Origin of the sequence: Pseudomonas sp. Ag1, assembly GCF_000278565.1 — a bacterium.
In the GTDB taxonomy this organism is placed as follows: Bacteria; Pseudomonadota; Gammaproteobacteria; order Pseudomonadales; family Pseudomonadaceae; genus Aquipseudomonas.
This window is the reverse complement of record NZ_AKVH01000108.1, coordinates 1-15,981: the sequence shown is the minus strand read 5'-3', so window position 1 is coordinate 15,981 and position 15,981 is coordinate 1. Positions and strand designations below refer to the sequence as shown.

General features: G+C 61.5%; 13 protein-coding genes. 5 read left to right on the top strand and 8 right to left on the bottom strand.

From position 1 onward, the window contains the following. Positions 1-73: 73 nt before the first annotated feature. Entirely contained in the window at positions 74-838 is a 765-nt protein-coding gene (locus A462_RS08430) for a GntR family transcriptional regulator (protein WP_003219095.1), read from the bottom strand. Positions 839-1,169: 331 nt separating this feature from the next. Here A462_RS08430 and A462_RS08435 point away from each other — a divergent pair, with 331 nt between their 5' ends. Next, positions 1,170-2,360 carry a benzoate/H(+) symporter BenE family transporter gene (locus A462_RS08435; RefSeq protein ID WP_008437554.1) on the top strand — a complete coding sequence of 397 codons (1,191 nt, stop codon included), beginning with the start codon at positions 1,170-1,172 and terminating at the stop codon, positions 2,358-2,360. A gap of 54 nt (positions 2,361-2,414) precedes the next feature. Here the strand turns inward: A462_RS08435 and A462_RS08440 are convergent, their stop codons facing one another. After that, on the bottom strand, positions 2,415-2,759 hold the full coding sequence (locus tag A462_RS08440) for a YggL family protein (RefSeq protein WP_003219101.1): 345 nt from the start codon (positions 2,757-2,759) through the stop codon (positions 2,415-2,417). Positions 2,760-2,995: 236 nt separating this feature from the next. Here A462_RS08440 and dacB point away from each other — a divergent pair, with 236 nt between their 5' ends. Continuing rightward, on the top strand, positions 2,996-4,456 hold the full coding sequence (gene dacB, locus A462_RS08445; protein ID WP_003219103.1) for a D-alanyl-D-alanine carboxypeptidase/D-alanyl-D-alanine endopeptidase: 1,461 nt from the start codon (positions 2,996-2,998) through the stop codon (positions 4,454-4,456). A gap of 136 nt (positions 4,457-4,592) precedes the next feature. On the opposite strand, the gene A462_RS08450 is transcribed toward dacB, so the two are convergent. Then, positions 4,593-6,992, bottom strand: coding sequence for a sensor domain-containing diguanylate cyclase (locus A462_RS08450; protein ID WP_008437551.1), 2,400 nt, complete (start codon positions 6,990-6,992; stop codon positions 4,593-4,595). Positions 6,993-7,133: 141 nt separating this feature from the next. Beyond that, on the bottom strand, positions 7,134-9,398 hold the full coding sequence (gene rlmKL, locus A462_RS08455; protein WP_003219107.1) for a bifunctional 23S rRNA (guanine(2069)-N(7))-methyltransferase RlmK/23S rRNA (guanine(2445)-N(2))-methyltransferase RlmL: 2,265 nt from the start codon (positions 9,396-9,398) through the stop codon (positions 7,134-7,136). A gap of 531 nt (positions 9,399-9,929) precedes the next feature. On the opposite strand from rlmKL, the gene rmf reads away from it, so the two are divergent. Further along, on the top strand, positions 9,930-10,145 hold the full coding sequence (gene rmf / locus A462_RS33700; protein WP_002553055.1) for a ribosome modulation factor: 216 nt from the start codon (positions 9,930-9,932) through the stop codon (positions 10,143-10,145). A 120-nt stretch (positions 10,146-10,265) separates the two neighbouring features. On the opposite strand, the gene A462_RS08460 is transcribed toward rmf, so the two are convergent. The 4 genes from A462_RS08460 to sctC all read right to left on the bottom strand — a co-directional run bounded on the left by A462_RS08460 (position 10,266) and on the right by sctC (position 13,857). After that, complete coding sequence (locus tag A462_RS08460; protein WP_003219118.1) at positions 10,266-11,291, bottom strand: quinone-dependent dihydroorotate dehydrogenase; 1,026 nt, start codon at positions 11,289-11,291, stop codon at positions 10,266-10,268. An 86-nt stretch (positions 11,292-11,377) separates the two neighbouring features. After that, a complete protein-coding gene (locus tag A462_RS08465; RefSeq protein WP_008437547.1) occupies positions 11,378-11,845 on the bottom strand; it encodes a transglycosylase SLT domain-containing protein in 468 nt (155 codons plus the stop codon). Beyond that, on the bottom strand, positions 11,842-12,219 hold the full coding sequence (locus A462_RS08470) for a winged helix-turn-helix domain-containing protein (RefSeq protein ID WP_008437545.1): 378 nt from the start codon (positions 12,217-12,219) through the stop codon (positions 11,842-11,844). Before A462_RS08470 ends, A462_RS08465 begins: the two co-directional genes overlap by 4 nt. A gap of 174 nt (positions 12,220-12,393) precedes the next feature. Beyond that, positions 12,394-13,857 carry a type III secretion system outer membrane ring subunit SctC gene (sctC, locus tag A462_RS08475; protein WP_008437543.1) on the bottom strand — a complete coding sequence of 488 codons (1,464 nt, stop codon included), beginning with the start codon at positions 13,855-13,857 and terminating at the stop codon, positions 12,394-12,396. Between the two features lie 236 nt (positions 13,858-14,093). Here sctC and A462_RS08480 point away from each other — a divergent pair, with 236 nt between their 5' ends. Beyond that, entirely contained in the window at positions 14,094-15,293 is a 1,200-nt protein-coding gene (locus A462_RS08480; RefSeq protein WP_008437541.1) for a CmpA/NrtA family ABC transporter substrate-binding protein, read from the top strand. A gap of 12 nt (positions 15,294-15,305) precedes the next feature. Continuing rightward, the gene (locus A462_RS08485; protein ID WP_003219125.1) at positions 15,306-15,881 is read left to right on the top strand and encodes an ANTAR domain-containing response regulator; all 576 of its coding nucleotides are present in this window, start codon (positions 15,306-15,308) and stop codon (positions 15,879-15,881) included. Positions 15,882-15,981: the final 100 nt, after the last annotated feature.

The window sequence follows — 15,981 nt, the reverse complement described above, 5'->3', positions numbered from 1 at the left end:
GGATGTGCTGACTGATCCAACGCCTTCGCGAGCAAGCCCGCTCCCACATTTAGTTAGTGGCGAGCCTGGAAAATTACAGTTTTACAGACGAGCGCCCCGGCTTCTTTGTCTGCAACAGATGCGAGAACACTGCATGCAGATCGTCAGAAGCGCTTTCCTCATCGAGGTTGAGCTTGCTGTCGATGTGATCCATGTGATGCATCATCAGGTTCACCGCCAAATCCGCATCCCGCGCTTCGATCGCGTCGATCAACTGCGTGTGCTCATCGTAGGAACAGTGCGAGCGGTTGCCGCTTTCGTACTGGGCGATGATCAACGAGGTCTGGGACACCAGACTGCGCTGGAAACTGATCAGCGGCGCATTCTTCGCCGCCTCGGCCAGCTTCAGGTGGAACTCGCCGGAAAGCCGGATGCCCGCGCCGCGATCGCCCCGGGAGAAGCTGTCGCGCTCGTCGTTGACCATCTGCCGCAGTTCGGCCAGTTGCTCGGCCGTGGCATGCTGCACCGCCAACTCAGTGATCGCACGCTCCACCAGGCGCCGGGCGAGGAATACCTGGCGGGCTTCCTCGACGCTCGGGCTGGCCACTACCGCACCACGATTGGGCCGCAGCAGTACCACGCCTTCATGGGCCAGGCGCGACAGCGCGCGGCGAATGATGGTGCGGCTGACGCCGAAGATTTCGCCCAGCGCTTCTTCACTCAATTTGGTACCGGGCGCCAGGCGTTGTTCGAGGATCGCCTCGAAGATATGCGCGTAGACGATATCGTCCTGGGTTCCACTGCGACCGGCCTTACCGGCTCGCGGCTGTTTCTTGAGGGGCTGCAACTGTTCGTTCATGGGCACTCGGGTCGGGAGAACGGCGGCGAATTGACGTTGACTGTAATACGGCACAGAGGGTCGCTGGCAAGTATCGCGTAAAATCAGCGCACATTGTACACAACCCAGTGCGCCAACACACTGTACGGCTGTTTGGGGCGCCGGCTGTATTGCAATGAATCGTTACGTTTGAGTTTAGGCTTGATTCCACGTTTTCTCCTTTGCAGGAGCGAGCTGGCTCGTGAAAAACGTCCAGGCAGCGCATTCATTCAAGATGCCAGCGTCATCGTTAATGATCTTCGCGAGCAGGCTCGCGCCTACAAAAACAACCCGGTAAAAGGAACACCGCCCCATGTCCGACGTCCCCCAAGCGCGATTACGCCCACTGGCCGACACTTCGCCTTCGGCCATCGTCGCCGGTTTCATCGCCATGATGACCGGCTACACCAGCTCCCTGGTGCTGATGTTTCAAGCTGGCCAGGCCGCCGGCCTGACCACCGCGCAGATTTCCTCGTGGATCTGGGCGATCTCCATCGGCATGGCGGTGTGCAGCATTGGCCTGTCCTTGCGCTACCGCACGCCGATCACCATTGCCTGGTCCACACCGGGCGCGGCGCTGTTGATCACCAGCCTGGGCGGCGTCAGCTACGGCGAGGCCATCGGCGCCTACATCACCTGCGCGGTGCTGGTGACCATCTGCGGGCTCACCGGCAGCTTCGAAAAACTCGTCAAGCGCATCCCCGCGTCCCTGGCGGCCGCCTTGCTGGCGGGGATTCTGTTCAAGATCGGCAGCGAGATTTTCGTCGCCGCGCAGCACCGTACCGGGCTGGTACTGGGGATGTTCTTCACTTACCTGGTCATCAAGCGCCTGTCGCCGCGTTATGCCGTGCTCGCGGCACTGCTGATCGGCACGGCACTGTCCGGGCTGATGGGGCTGCTGGATTTCAGTGGCTTTCACCTGGAAGTGGCAACGCCGGTGTGGACCACGCCGCACTTCTCCCTGGCCGCGACCATCAGCATCGGCATCCCGCTGTTCGTGGTGGCCATGACCTCGCAGAACATGCCGGGTGTCGCGGTGCTGCGGGCCGACGGCTATAACGTACCGGCGTCGCCATTGATTACTACCACCGGCCTGGCCTCGCTGGTGCTGGCGCCGTTTGGCTCCCATGGCATCAACCTGGCAGCCATCAGCGCGGCGATCTGCACCGGCCCTCATGCCCATGAGGATCGCAACAAGCGCTACACCGCCGCGGTCTGGTGCGGGATTTTCTACGGGATCGCCGGGGTGTTTGGCGCGACATTGGCCGCGTTATTCGCCGCCCTGCCCAAGGAACTGGTGCTGTCGATTGCGGCACTGGCGTTGTTTGGCTCGATCATCAATGGCCTGAGCATCGCCATGAATGAACCCAGGGAACGGGAAGCTGCGTTGATCACCTTCATGGTCACAGCGTCGGGGTTGACGTTGTTTTCCATCGGTTCGGCGTTCTGGGGAATTGTCGCGGGGGTGTTGACGCTGGTGATTCTGAACTGGCGCAAGGCCTGATTCTTTAGACCCAGTAACGAAAAAGCGACCCGGGCGGGTCGCTTTTTCATGACATCAGACTGCCGGGTTGATCGGCTTTTCTGGGTGCCAAGCGTCCAGCAGGGCGCTGACTTCAACGCGGGTCAGCTCTGGACGAGCCTTCAGCCACGCTTCAACAGCGGCACGCTGTTCTTCGTTGACCGAACCACGGGTGGCTTTGCAAACCAGACCGAAGTCATCACCGCCGACGTAGTCCAGGCCGTTGCCGTCCATCGCTTCAGTCAGGAATGCTTCGAGGAAAGCGTCAACCGCTTCATCGTCCAAACCTTCTTTGAAGTCCAGGTTCAGTTCGAAACCCAGCTCTTGAAATTCATCAACGCACAGTTTTTTGCGCAGACGCCGGGAACGGTTAGTCGCCATTGGAACAATCCTCTTAAGTAATAACGGGCGGCACTTTAGCAGTTTAAGCAGGCCTTTGCCCGATTCTCTGGGACAGGCGGCAGAGTGCCAGTAAAAAAAACCGCCAATTGCAGCTATCGTTCAGCCACAAGTGCGACAGCCTTGGGGCATAATGCCGACACTTTCATGACCATTGAGGGATTTTTCGTACATACCCCTCACCTTTTTACCCCCTCAGCAGTAGGGTTTTAATTCTTATGATCAAATCTTTGCGTCCACTGTTACTCGCCAGTTTTCTTCTGCCCCTGGCCTTTTCCGTTACCGCCGCCCCGATCAACACTTCCCTGCCGCCCAAGGTCCAGGAAGCCCTCCAGAAAGCCAAGCTGCAAAACAATGCCCTGTCCCTGGTGATGATTCCCCTCAATGGCCCGGGCACACCTACCGTGTTTAACGCCGACGTGTCGGTCAACCCGGCCTCGACCATGAAGCTGGTCACCACCTACGCGGCCCTGGAAATGCTCGGTCCCAACCATCAGTGGAAAACCGAGTTCTACACCGACGGCACCCTGAGCGGCGGGATCCTGAACGGCAACCTGTACCTCAAGGGCGGCGGCGACCCCAAGCTGAACATGGAAAAACTCTGGCTGCTGATGCGCGACCTGCGGGCCAATGGCGTGCAGCAAGTGACCGGCGACCTGGTGCTGGACCGTGGCTTCTTCATCCCGCCGCAACTGCCGGAGTTCAATGACGACGGCAACGACGAGAACAAGCCGTTCCTGGTCAAGCCCGATGCCTTGATGGTCAACCTCAAGGCGCTGCGCTTCGTCACCCGCAATGATTCGGGCAAGGTGCTGGTGTCGGTCGAGCCGCCGATTGCGAGCATCCGCATCGACAACCAGGTCAAGGTCTCCAACGCCAAGCAATGCACCGGCGATGTGCGCTACAGCCCGATGACCGCCGCCGACGGCAGCGTCACCGTGACCGTCAGCGGCCAGTTGGCGGACGGCTGCAGCTCGCAGACGTATCTGTCGTTGCTGGACCACGCCACCTACACCGCCGGCGCCGTTCGGGCGATCTGGAAGGAACTGGGCGGCAGCATCCAGGGCCGCGACATCCAGGCGCCGGTACCGAAGAACGCCAAAGTGCTGGCTCGTGCGTTCTCGCCGGACCTGGCGGAGATCATCCGCGACATCAACAAATACAGTAACAACACCATGGCCCAGCAGTTGTTCCTGAGCCTGGGTGCGCAGTACCGCACCGATGCCGACGGCGACGACGCCAAGGCCGCCCAGCGCGTGGTGCGCCAGTGGCTGGCGAAAAAAGGCATCACCGCGCCGCACCTGGTGATGGAGAACGGCTCCGGCCTGTCCCGTGCTGAACGGGTCAGCGCCCGCGAAATGGCGACCATGCTGCAAGCGGCGTGGAGAAGCCCGTACGCGGCGGAGTACATCAGTTCGCTGCCGATTGCCGGCACCGACGGCACCATGCGTAAACGCCTGAAGACCACGGCCATGCGCGGCGAAGCCCACGTCAAGACCGGCACCCTGAACACCGTGCGGGCGATTGCCGGGTTCAGCCGCGACAACAATGGCAATACCTGGGCTGTGGTGGCGATTCTCAACGATCCGAAACCGTGGGGCGCGTCCTCGGTACTGGACCAGGTGCTGCTGGACCTGTATCGCCAGCCGAAACTGGCGGCGGCGGCCCCGGTCCTCTAACAGCAGCAAATATCAAATGTGGGAGCTGGCTTGCCTGCGATGCAGACGCCTCGGTCTATCAGGAATACCGAGGTGATGCTATCGCAGGCAAGCCAGCTCCCACATTGATCTCTAATAGCTTGAATGGCCGTGCACTTCAGGCAAGCACCCGCTCTGCCTCAACCCTGTCCCTGCCCGCCTGCTTGGCGGCATAGACACCCGAATCCGCCCGCAGCAACAAGCTGTCGACGCCCTCCTCGACCCGCCAACTGGCGACCCCGAAGCTCGCCGTCACGGTGCCGACACCTTCCATCGGCTCACCGCGCAACGCCTGCCACAACTCCAGGGCAACACTGAACGCCTGGCTGCCGTCGGTATTGGCGCACAGCACCACAAACTCCTCGCCGCCCAGCCGGCAAAACACATCCGTGCGTCGTAACCGCTGGCTGATGCGCCGGCATAACTCCTTGAGCACTTCATCACCCACCGCGTGACCATGCTGGTCGTTGATACGCTTGAAGTGATCGATGTCGAACATAATCACCGACAACGCCCCCGAGGCACGCTTGACCCGGATCATCTCGGCCTTCAGCCGGTCCTGGAAGTAGCGTCGGTTATGAATGCCGGTCAGGGAATCGGTAATCGACAGCGCCCGCAGCTCTTCCTCGACCCGCTTGAGATCGGAAATATCCGACACATAGCCATGCCATAACGTACCGCCACCGGCCAGCTCTTCCGGCGTCGCCTCACCGCGAACCCAGCGCAGCCCCCGATGGGGCAACTGCACCCGGTATTCTTCACGCCAATGGCTCAGTTGCAGGGTGGACAGGCGAATGGACTCCCGTACCCGCTCGACATCCAGCGGATGAATCCGCTCGAAGACCTTTCGCGCATCCTGCTGCAACACCCCAGGCTCGATTTCGTAGATGTCGCGGATGCCATCGCTGGCATAAATGAACCGCGAGACATTGTTCGGTTCCAGGACGAACTGGAAAATACCGCCGGGCACATGGGCGCTGAGTTTCTTCAGCAGGCGGTCCCGCGCGGCCAGTGCCTCATAGGCGCGCTTCTGCTCGGTGACATCCAGGCAGATCGCCAGGTGCCCGACCCACAGGCCATGCTCGTCCAGCAGAACAGTGGCGAGCATGTTCACCGTCAGTTGGCTGCCGTCCTTGCGTACCAGCGTCCACTCGCGGGCCTCATGCACTGCATCGGCGCTGTCCACCAGCATCGCCTGGGCTGGCGCGATGCGCTTGCCGAGGATTGCGCTCAATTGCGCGGCACGGGCTTCCAGCTCGGGGGCCAGGTGCAGGCTTTCGAGGGTCAGGTGGCCCAGTACCTCTTGTGCTTCAAAGCCCAGCATCTGCTCGGCGCCGGCGTTGAAGGTGGTGATCACACCGCGCAAGTCCGTCGCGATGATCGCCACCTGGGTGGCCGCATTGAGCACGCTGCGCAGTTGGCCGTGGGTGCCTCGCAGTTCCTGTTCCCGCTGACGCAATTGGGCGGTGCGCTGCTCCACCAGCTTCAATGCGCGCTGGCGCTGGCTGACCACCACGTAGAGCAACGCACTGAGCAGCACACTCAGCAGGCTGCCCATGACCAGGATACTGACCAGCGACGAGTGATTGCCCTGCTGGAACACCTGGCTGGGGCGCAGGCTCAAGGCGTAGACGTGGTCGCCGAGCGTCAGCCGGCGTGCTGCCACCAGGTCACTGTCTGCCACGGGGTTGCTGGATTCGTACAACACCCGTTGCTCTGCATCGGAGGTGTCGACAATCTGCATCACCAGGTTGTCCCGTGCGGCCTTGGGCAAGCCATCGGCCACCAGCTGGCGCATGCTGATCACCGCCATGACGTAGCCGTAAGGTTCACTGTTGGGCACTTGTGTCGTCGGTGCCCGGCTGACCGGTGCCACCAGCAATACACCCATGGCATAGGCCGGCTCCACACCCACCAGTTGCATGGGCTGGGACACCGCCATCTTCCCTGACTGTTGCGCACGCTCCACCGTCGAGCGCCGCAGTGGCTGGGCCAACAGGTCAAAACCCAGCGGCGAGCCGAGAATGCTCTGGGTCTGGCTGTACAGCACCGGCACATACTCATCGCGATCAGTCGCCGGGGTCAGTTCGCCCGCCGCATTCAATTCACGAATGGAGAAATTCGCACCGCGCTCCGCCGTGATTGCCTGCTCGAACGCACCGCGCTGGTCACGCAAAACCCGGGGTGCCCAGGCATAGGCGCGGGTACGCAACAGCAAGGGCTGCGCGAACCCTTCGAACTCTTTGCGCGAGACTGTATTTGAATTGACGAAGAACCGCCGCAGGCTGCCCAGGCGTTGTTCCTGGTCCTCGAAACGCTCCTGGAGACGGCTGTAGCGCTCGTTGACCAGCAGTTGAAAGCGCTGGCGCATCTGCTGCTGGTAAAGCTCTGACGCGGCCCAGGCGACGACAATCGTCAGCGCGATACCGGCCAGCAACACCACCACCGCCACCAGCCACGCCGACACCTGCTCACTGATAAAGCCTAGGATTTTCGGGCGGACGGCATGCAGCGGCATAGACAAGACTCGGAACGCCAGCGTGCGGGTGCGTCACTTTGGCCAGGTCCTAAGTTATAGCCACAGGACTTGCGTTTGACCAGCGCAAAAAAAAGCCGCAAGGCCGGAATGATCCGGGCCTGCGGCTTCAGAACGCAGTGATCAGCGCGCGGTGATTTTCCACGCCCGATGGATCTTGGCGTTACGCGCAAAATCCGGGTCGATGGTCTTGTCGCTGATCTCTTCGACGGCATACCGCTCGACGAGGTTGTCTTCCAGCTGGAACTTGCGGAAGTTGTTCGAGAAGTACAACACGCCGCCCGGTGCCAGGCGCGCCATGGCCAGGTCCAGCAACTGCACGTGGTCGCGTTGCACGTCGAAGATGCCTTCCATGCGCTTGGAGTTGGAGAAGGTCGGCGGGTCGATGAAGATCATGTCGAACTCATCGCGGCTGGCTTCCAGCCAGGCCATCACGTCGCCCTGCTCCAGGCGGTTCTTGTCGGAGAAACCGTTGAGGGAGAAGTTGCGGCGCGCCCAGTCCAGGTAGGTCTTCGACAGGTCGACGCTGGTGGTGCTGCGCGCGCCACCCTTGGCGGCGTGCACACTGGCGGTGGCGGTGTAGCAATACAGGTTGAGGAAGCGTTTGCCGGCCGCCTCTTTCTGGATGCGCATGCGCATTGGACGGTGGTCGAGGAACAGGCCGGTGTCCAGGTAATCGGTCAGGTTGACCAGCAACTTGACGCCGCCTTCGCTGACCTCGGTGAACTTGCCCTGGGCGCTCTGGCGCTCGTACTGCTTGGTGCCGCTCTGGCGTTCGCGACGCTTGACCACCACACGGTTCTTGTCGATGCCCAGCGCCTGGGGAATGGCCGCCAGGGCATCGAACATGCGTGCCGAAGCTTTTTCCGGGTCAATCGACTTCGGCGCCACGTATTCCTGGACGTGGACCCAGTCGTGGTACAGGTCGATGGCCATGGAGTATTCCGGCATGTCGGCATCGTACACACGGTAGCAATCGACGCCTTCGCGCTTGGCCCACTTGCCCAGCAGTTTCAGGTTCTTTTGCAGGCGGTTGGCAAACATCTGCCCGCCTTCGCTCAAGCGCGCCTGCTCGACCACTGGGGCCGGGGCGGGTTTGATCGGATTCCCGTTCTTGTTGTACTGGCGCTCTTGCGGCTCGGTCGGCGCCTGGTCGTAGGCCGCTTGCTCGCGCTCGGCCTGGCGTTGTTCCGGGGTGCGACGCTCGCCGGTGACGAACTGATCCGGGGTGACCTTGATCAGCAGCAATTTGCACGGCAAGGCGCCGTTCCAGAACGAATACTGTTTGTGGCTGCGGATGCCCATGCGCTTGCCCAGGTCCGGAGCACCGGTGAACACCGCCGCTTCCCAGCCCAGGCACGCCTGGCGCAGACGCTCGCCGAGGTTCTGATAGAGGTACAACAGGCTGGCTTCATCACCCAGACGCTCGCCATACGGCGGGTTGCAGATCACCAGGCCTTTCTGGTTCTGGTCCGGACGCGGCTCGAAGGTACCGACTTCGCCCTGGTAGATCTTGATCCAGTGGCTAAGGCCTGCGCGTTCGATGTTGTTACGGGCGGGTTGGATCAGGCGAGGATCCGCCTCGTAACCACGAATCCACAGCGGTGGCTTGGCCATGCCGATGGCGGCACGTTCGCTGGCCTCTGTGTGAAGTTTTTTCCACAGCGCCGGAACGTGGCCAAGCCAGGCGGTGAAACCCCACAGCTCACGGTTCAGGTTGGGCGCCATGTCGGCGGCGATCATCGCGCCTTCCACCAGGAAGGTACCGACGCCGCACATCGGGTCCGTCAGCGCGCCGCCTTCGGCAGCGATGCGCGGCCAGCCGGAGCGAATCAGGATCGCCGCCGCCAGGTTCTCTTTCAACGGTGCCGCGCCCTGCTGCAGGCGGTAGCCGCGCTGGTGCAGGCTGTGGCCGGACAAATCAAGGGAAAGGATCGCTTCGCCACGGTCCAGGCGCAGGTGGATGCGCAGGTCCGGGTTGATCTTGTCGATGGATGGACGTTCGCCGGTCGGGGTGCGCAGCTTGTCGACAATCGCATCCTTGACCTTCAGCGCGCCGAAGTGGGTGTTGTCGATGCCCGAGCCATGGCCGCTGAATTCAACGGCCAGGGTGCCGTCGGCGAGCATGTGGTCTTCCCACTCGATGTCCAGCACCCCGTGGTACAGGTCTTCGGCGTCCTTCATCGGGAAGCGCTTGAGCACCAGCAACACGCGGTTGGCCAGGCGCGACCAGAGGCACAGGCGGTAGGCGGTCTCCATGTCGGCCATGCCGCGCACGGCCGAGGTGTGCTCGCGGGCTTCCTCAAGGCCAAGCCCCACGGCTTCCTCGATCAGCAGGCCTTCGAGGCCCTTGGGGCAAGTGAGGAAGAGTTCAAAACGGTCCGACATGGGGCATTCCAGGCTTTTCAGCAATAAGTGAACGGGCGACGCATCGCGCGTTCGGTTTTCAATCAAGCGCTTTTCTTGAAGAACGCTCGTGTGGCACGAATGTGCCGTTCCACCCCGGCTACCGGCCTTTCGGGCCTTTATCGACGGGGCAGTTCAAGTATTTGAAGCAACAAGAAGAAACATTCCGACCCTTCGTCGAATAATAACCGACTGCAACAGGCGGACATTCTCACTAAAGGATTAAACCCATCCTCTTTGAAGGGCACATCATAGCTGGGTTTGCCCAACAAAAGGGGCGAAAAGCCATCCCAGCTTATGGCTATAGCATCGTTATCGTTACGTGCTTATGACAAAACGATCATTGAATCCATGTGACCTATTGGTTAGAACTCAACACAGGTTGGCGCCGTAACGACGCCGACACATAGCTCGCCACGCCGGCAGCGAGCGCACCAACGGCAGAAAAACTCTGCCCGGCCTCGGACGAGGCCGAAGGATATCAAGACAGTCAACAAGTGAGGGAAACACCCTATGAGAAGACTTAAGCGTGATCCGTTGGAAAGAGCATTTTTACGCGGATATCAATATGGCGTTCATGGCAAATCCCGTGAGCTTTGCCCATTTACTCTACCGTCGGTACGCCAAGCCTGGATCAACGGCTGGCGAGAAGGACGCGGCGACAACTGGGACGGTATGACTGGCACTGCGGGAATCCACAGACTCAACGAACTTCACGCCGTCGGCTAATCAAGGGCATTTAATTCCGACACCAGCACGAATACGCAACCACTTAACCACGCACGCCCCATCCGGGCGGCGGGCTTCGGCCCAGGGGCTCCTTCAAGGAGCCCTTTTTATTGCCTGTTGTCAGCCGCGCGGCAATGCCGCAATCGCATCCACCGCCTGGCGAATCAACGCCGGGCCCTTGTAGATAAAGCCGGAGTACAACTGCACCAGGCTCGCGCCGGCGGCGATTTTCTCGGCCGCGTGCTTGCCCTCGGTGATGCCACCCACGGCAATGATCGGCAAGCGCCCTGCCAACTCGGCCGCCAGCACCTTGACGATGTGAGTGCTCTGGTCGCGTACCGGCGCACCGGACAAGCCGCCCGCTTCGTCACCATACGCCAGGCCTTCGACACCGACGCGGCTCAGGGTGGTGTTGGTGGCGATCACCGCATCCATGCCCGAATCCACCAGGGCCTGGGCCACCAGTACGGTCTCTTCGTCGTTCATGTCCGGGGCAATCTTGATTGCCAGGGGCACACGCTTGCCGTGGCGCACAGCCAAATCTTCCTGGCGCTGACGCAAGGCTTCGAGCAGTTGCTTGAGGGAGTCGCCAAACTGCAGGCTGCGCAGGCCCGGGGTGTTAGGCGAGCTGACGTTGACCGTGACGTAGCTGGCGTGGGCGTAGACCTTGTCCAGGCAAATCAGATAGTCATCCACCGCACGCTCCACCGGCGTGTCGAAGTTTTTGCCGATATTGATCCCGAGGATACCGGTGTACTTCGCCGCCTGAACCCGTGACAGCAGGTTATCCACACCCAGGTTGTTGAAGCCCATGCGATTGATGATCGCCTCGGCTTCCGGCAGGCGGAAGATCCGCGGCTTCGGGTTGCCCGGCTGCGGCCGTGGGGTCACGGTGCCGATTTCGACAAAGCCAAAACCCAGCTGCGCAAAACCGTCGATGGCCGCACCGTTTTTGTCCAAACCCGCAGCCAGGCCTACCGGGTTGGGGAAATCGAGCCCCATCACCGACACCGGCATTTTCGCCGGGGCCTTGCACACCAGGCCATTGAGCCCCAGGCGGCCACCGGCACCGATCAAGTCCAGGGACAGATCGTGGGAAGTTTCCGGAGAGAGTTTGAACAACAGCTGGCGGGCCAGGGTATACATGGGCGGGCTTGACTCGGATGGCGGCGAAAGGTGGCGGCGATTATAGCCGGGGTGACGGGCTGCATGCGAGGCGTGCCGTCCAATCGTCAGTTACGGTGCGTCATCAGTTCCTCATAGCGGACCCAGATTTTTTGCGCATAGCGAAGACGCAGGGCCTCACGCTGAGGCCCGGGCCCGCCGCCCACATTGTAGGAACCGATCGCTGTCCAGTTGTAGCCGAACTGTTTGACGAAGTCGGCAAGGATCGACGCCCCCACCTCCACCGACAGGCAAGGCTCATCCAGCAAGCGCTGCTCGGTAATGCCCTCCTTGAGCAGGCGCGGCAGGTGAATGCTGTTGATCTGCATCAGCCCGATATCACGGGTGCCGTTGTTGTTGGCGTAATTCATGGCCTTGGCGCGGTAGCCCGACTCCACCGCGGCGATGGCCTGCAACAATTCCGGCTCCATGCCGTATCGGCTGGCAGCCTCGGCCCAGCAATACGCCCGGGCTTCATTGCCGAAGCCGAGCGTGAGCATCAGCAGCAGCGCCCCCTTGCATCGGGCGCTGCTCATGCCTGCCCCCGACCGCAGGTGGAACAGACAGCGCCCACCGTCAGGCTGGTCACCCTGACCGCACAGGTCACCCGGTACCCCTTGCCGTATACCGTCTTGATCAGGCCCTTGCCGCCCTTCAAATATTTGCGCAGCGAACAGATGCAACGGGTCAGGGACTCTTCCGTGGCCTCGTTATGGGGCCATGCCTGTTCCAGCAAGTGGTCCTTGGTCACCAGCACTCCGGCCGAGGACAGCAACAGGCGCAACACCTGCCACTCCTTGGGCGGGAGTTGAATATCCGAGTCTTCACTGGTCAATCTACCGTCGCCGTGCAACGTCCAGCGCTCAAAGACCATGGGGGTAGCCAGTACCCCATCGTTCACCACGGCCATTCGTACCTCCGCACCCAACTCACCTTCATTTCCAACACTGGTTTCCTGAAGGTCGCGACTATAAAAAGCCCACTCGCTGTATAGGAGAGGAAAAAACCCCATAGGCACTGATTTTTTCAGACTGGGCACGTAGGACCTTTCGACGATGCCCGCCCAGGGGCGCCACCAACGTTCTTATCCTTCGGTCACCCGGTTAAATGCCCGCTTCACCTGCTCATGCTGGGAGCGCGTCAACGGCGGCGCCTGCCCCGGCTCGGCAGCGGTATGCAGCACATTTGCGACCGCCGTCGCCTGAATCACAAACAATCGCACACTGTTGGCCATGGGCCCGTTGTAGCGTCCGAGCAAGGCTGTGCCGGTATCGCGCTGAAAATTCCCCACCAGCAATCGCCTGCCCGGAGCCACACGCACCACCGTGTTGATCCCCATCCGCTCCACCCCCGCCGAGGGTTTATCGCGACTGGCAGCCTTGCCCATCTGGCGGCCATCCTCGACGGTGAGCAGCATCTCGATTTCATTCGCCTCGGCGAAGCGCGGCAGAACACTGACCTGCGTACCAAAGACCACCGGTTGCCATTCGTCGTGGTCTTCACCCGGCCGGGGCAGATAGAACGTCTGGTTGTCGTTGAAAACCGCGGGCACATTCTCCTGGGTGAGAATCACCGGCAACGTCGTGACCCTCGCTCGCCTGCGCAACTCCAAGGCGGTGATCCGCTGCATGAATGCTTCGTCCTCGATGGGTGCCATGACCCGGGTAGCTGAAGGCTTGTCCGCCCCCTTGTGCATGGTCGCGCCGATCTTCTTGAGCTCACCGCGGTCCACATCCACCAGCCACATCGAAACCTCCACCGCGCGCTTCGGTACGTCCAGTTCTGCCACCAGACCTTCGATAAAGCTCACCTGCGCGGGCTTGCCCTTGATCAGCAGGCTGTTGGTGTCCGGGTACGCCAGCACCGAGATATTCTTGTCGGCCAGTAATCCGGGTTGCCGCGGGGACGCACTCTCCTGCTCGACGGCCAGCAGTTTTTCGATCATGGATGCCATGCCCGGCACCGTGACGGTTCTGTCGCCCATGTTGTACTCGCGGTCTGCAACGTGGGTGTTGAGCACCTGCACCACCCCGATCCGCTGCGGCCCCAGGCGCAGTTCCGCACGCTGGCGGTCCATCAGTTGGGCCAGGCGCAGCACATGGTCGACATAGTTCGGCGGCCCGGACACGTAGAACACCCGCGCCCCACTCGCACGCAGCGGGTAGCGCGCCTCTTCGAGCCCCGAACGGCGCATGAACCCGCGCAGGAGGTCGACCGAGATATGCCGCAGGGTCACCACCGAGCTTTTCGCCTCGTCGGCGTCATAGAGGTAAAGCACCTGGCCATCGGTGTACCAGATCAGGCCTTGCTGCTGGGCGACCGACTCCAGCAGCGGTTGGGGCGAGTCGAAATCGAACGCCCCGCTGATGCGCTTGCGAGCTGCCGCCTGACTGACAACGATCGGCTGCCCCAGCGGCAGGGACAACGCGGTAAAAAAAGTGTGCAGGCTTTCATCACGGGCCTGGTAGGAGTCCCCGAACGCGCCGGGGCTGCCCAGCAGCACCAGGCAGAAAAGCAGTGTCGAGAAACGGTGAAGGTGGCTGAACATGCCTGCATGGCCCGGGCTGAAAGAGCGGCCATACTGCGAGGCAGGCCAATTTCAATCCTGATGAAAAGCTGACGCCCAGCCCATCCTGTGCGCATCGTGGCATGTGCCTTGCTATGCCTTGTCTATCGCAGCTCGCGCCAACGGCGGAACGGGCTCAAGGACACAGACGTCGTTACCCCGGGCTCTTCCTCTGAGTACCCGACGGAACGGCGTTTTTTTATGAAAGGTACGTATTGATGAGTGATCCCCTGGCTTGGGTCAACGGCAGCGATGCCCCGGAAAAGAGCAGCCTCAACCTGGGTTTCATGGCCCTGAGCGATTGCGCCTCGGTGGTGGTCGCCGCCACCCAGGGCTTCGCCCAGCCCTATGGCCTGACCTTGAATCTCAGGCGCCAGTCATCATGGGCCAGCCTGCGGGACAACCTGGTCAGCGGCGAACTGGACGCCGCCCACAGCCTGTACGGCCTGATCTACGCCGTGCACCTGGGCATCGGCGGCGTGGCACCCACCGATATGGCGGTGCTGATGGGCCTGAACCAGAACGGCCAGAGCATCAACCTGTCCCGTGGCCTGCAACAGCTGGGGGTGACCAGTCCTGAGGCACTGGACCGCCACGTGCACCAAAGCCGAACAAAACTCACCTTCGCCCAGACCTTTCCCACAGGTACCCACGCCATGTGGTTGTATTACTGGCTGGCCAGCCAGGGCATCCATCCCCTGCAGGATGTGGACAGTGTGCTGGTGCCGCCGCCGCAGATGGTTGCGCACCTGCAAGCCGGGCGCATCGACGGCTTTTGTGTGGGCGAGCCCTGGTGCGCCAGTGCGGTGAAGCAGAACCAGGGCTTTACCCTGGCCACCACCCAGGCACTGTGGCCGGACCATCCGGAAAAAGTCCTCGGCTGCACCCAGGCATTTGTCGAGCAATACCCCAATACCGCCCGGGTACTGGTGATGGCGATCCTGCAGGCCAGCCGTTTTATCGAACAGAGCACGGAAAACCGCCGCTCCACTGCACAGTTGCTGAGCGCCCCGCAGTACCTCGACGCCCCGCTCGATTGCATCGAACCGCGCCTGCTCGGCGACTACGATGACGGCCTCGGCAACCACTGGCAGGATCCCCACGCGCTGCGTTTTTATGGCGACGGCGAGGTGAACCTGCCCTACCTGTCTGATGGCATGTGGTTCATGACCCAGTTCCGCCGCTGGGGCCTGCTGCGGGAGGACCCGGACTACCTCGGCGTTGCCCGGCGTGTGCAACAACTGGACATCTATCGCCAGGCGGCCAGCGCCGTGGGCGTGCCTGCCGGTGGCGAGGCCATGCGCAGCAGCCAGTTGATCGACGGAAAAATCTGGGACGGTTCGGACCCGGCCGGGTATGCCCGCAGCTTTCGCCTGCATGCCATGGCAGATGTTGCCAGCCGCCAGGCCTTGCGCTGACAGGAGGAACCCATGCTACGAATCCTGTTGATCAATGACACACCGCGCAAGGTCGGGCGGCTCAAGGCTGCGTTGACCGAGGCCGGGTTTGAGGTGATCGATGAATCGGGGTTGACGATCGACTTGCCGGCGCGGGTCGAAGCGGTGCGCCCGGACGTGATTTTGATCGATACCGAGTCGCCGGGACGCGATGTGATGGAGCAGGTGGTGCTGGTGAGTCGCGACCAGCCACGGCCGATTGTGATGTTTACCGATGAGCATGATCCGGGGGTGATGCGTCAGGCGATCAAGTCCGGGGTGAGTGCCTACATTGTCGAGGGGATTCAGGCGCAGCGGTTGCAGCCGATTCTGGATGTGGCGATGGCGCGGTTCGAGAGTGACCAGGCGCTGCGCGCGCAGTTGCAGGCGCGGGATCAGCAGTTGGCCGAACGCAAGCGGATCGAAACGGCCAAGGGGTTGTTGATGAAAATGAAGGGGTGTAATGAGGAAGAGGCCTACACGCTGATGCGGCGTCAGGCGATGAGTCGGCAGCAGAAGCTGATTCAGGTGGCGGAGCAGATTATTGCGATGAGTGAGTTGTTGGGGTGAGAGGGGGGTCGGGGTGTATATCCGTTATTTAGGTAACGGCGACTATTGGTTCCGCTCTTACAGCGGCTCACTTTTGAACAGCGCAAAAGTAAGCAAAACG

Coding starts and splice junctions, on each gene's coding strand:
- A462_RS08430 (WP_003219095.1), bottom strand. CDS start 838: ATGAACGAACAGTTGCAGCCCCTCAAGAAACAGCCGCGAGCCGGTAAG.
- A462_RS08435 (WP_008437554.1), top strand. CDS start 1,170: ATGTCCGACGTCCCCCAAGCGCGATTACGCCCACTGGCCGACACTTCG.
- A462_RS08440 (WP_003219101.1), bottom strand. CDS start 2,759: ATGGCGACTAACCGTTCCCGGCGTCTGCGCAAAAAACTGTGCGTTGAT.
- dacB (WP_003219103.1), top strand. CDS start 2,996: ATGATCAAATCTTTGCGTCCACTGTTACTCGCCAGTTTTCTTCTGCCC.
- A462_RS08450 (WP_008437551.1), bottom strand. CDS start 6,992: ATGCCGCTGCATGCCGTCCGCCCGAAAATCCTAGGCTTTATCAGTGAG.
- rlmKL (WP_003219107.1), bottom strand. CDS start 9,398: ATGTCGGACCGTTTTGAACTCTTCCTCACTTGCCCCAAGGGCCTCGAA.
- rmf (WP_002553055.1), top strand. CDS start 9,930: ATGAGAAGACTTAAGCGTGATCCGTTGGAAAGAGCATTTTTACGCGGA.
- A462_RS08460 (WP_003219118.1), bottom strand. CDS start 11,291: ATGTATACCCTGGCCCGCCAGCTGTTGTTCAAACTCTCTCCGGAAACT.
- A462_RS08465 (WP_008437547.1), bottom strand. CDS start 11,845: ATGAGCAGCGCCCGATGCAAGGGGGCGCTGCTGCTGATGCTCACGCTC.
- A462_RS08470 (WP_008437545.1), bottom strand. CDS start 12,219: ATGGCCGTGGTGAACGATGGGGTACTGGCTACCCCCATGGTCTTTGAG.
- sctC (WP_008437543.1), bottom strand. CDS start 13,857: ATGTTCAGCCACCTTCACCGTTTCTCGACACTGCTTTTCTGCCTGGTG.
- A462_RS08480 (WP_008437541.1), top strand. CDS start 14,094: ATGAGTGATCCCCTGGCTTGGGTCAACGGCAGCGATGCCCCGGAAAAG.
- A462_RS08485 (WP_003219125.1), top strand. CDS start 15,306: ATGCTACGAATCCTGTTGATCAATGACACACCGCGCAAGGTCGGGCGG.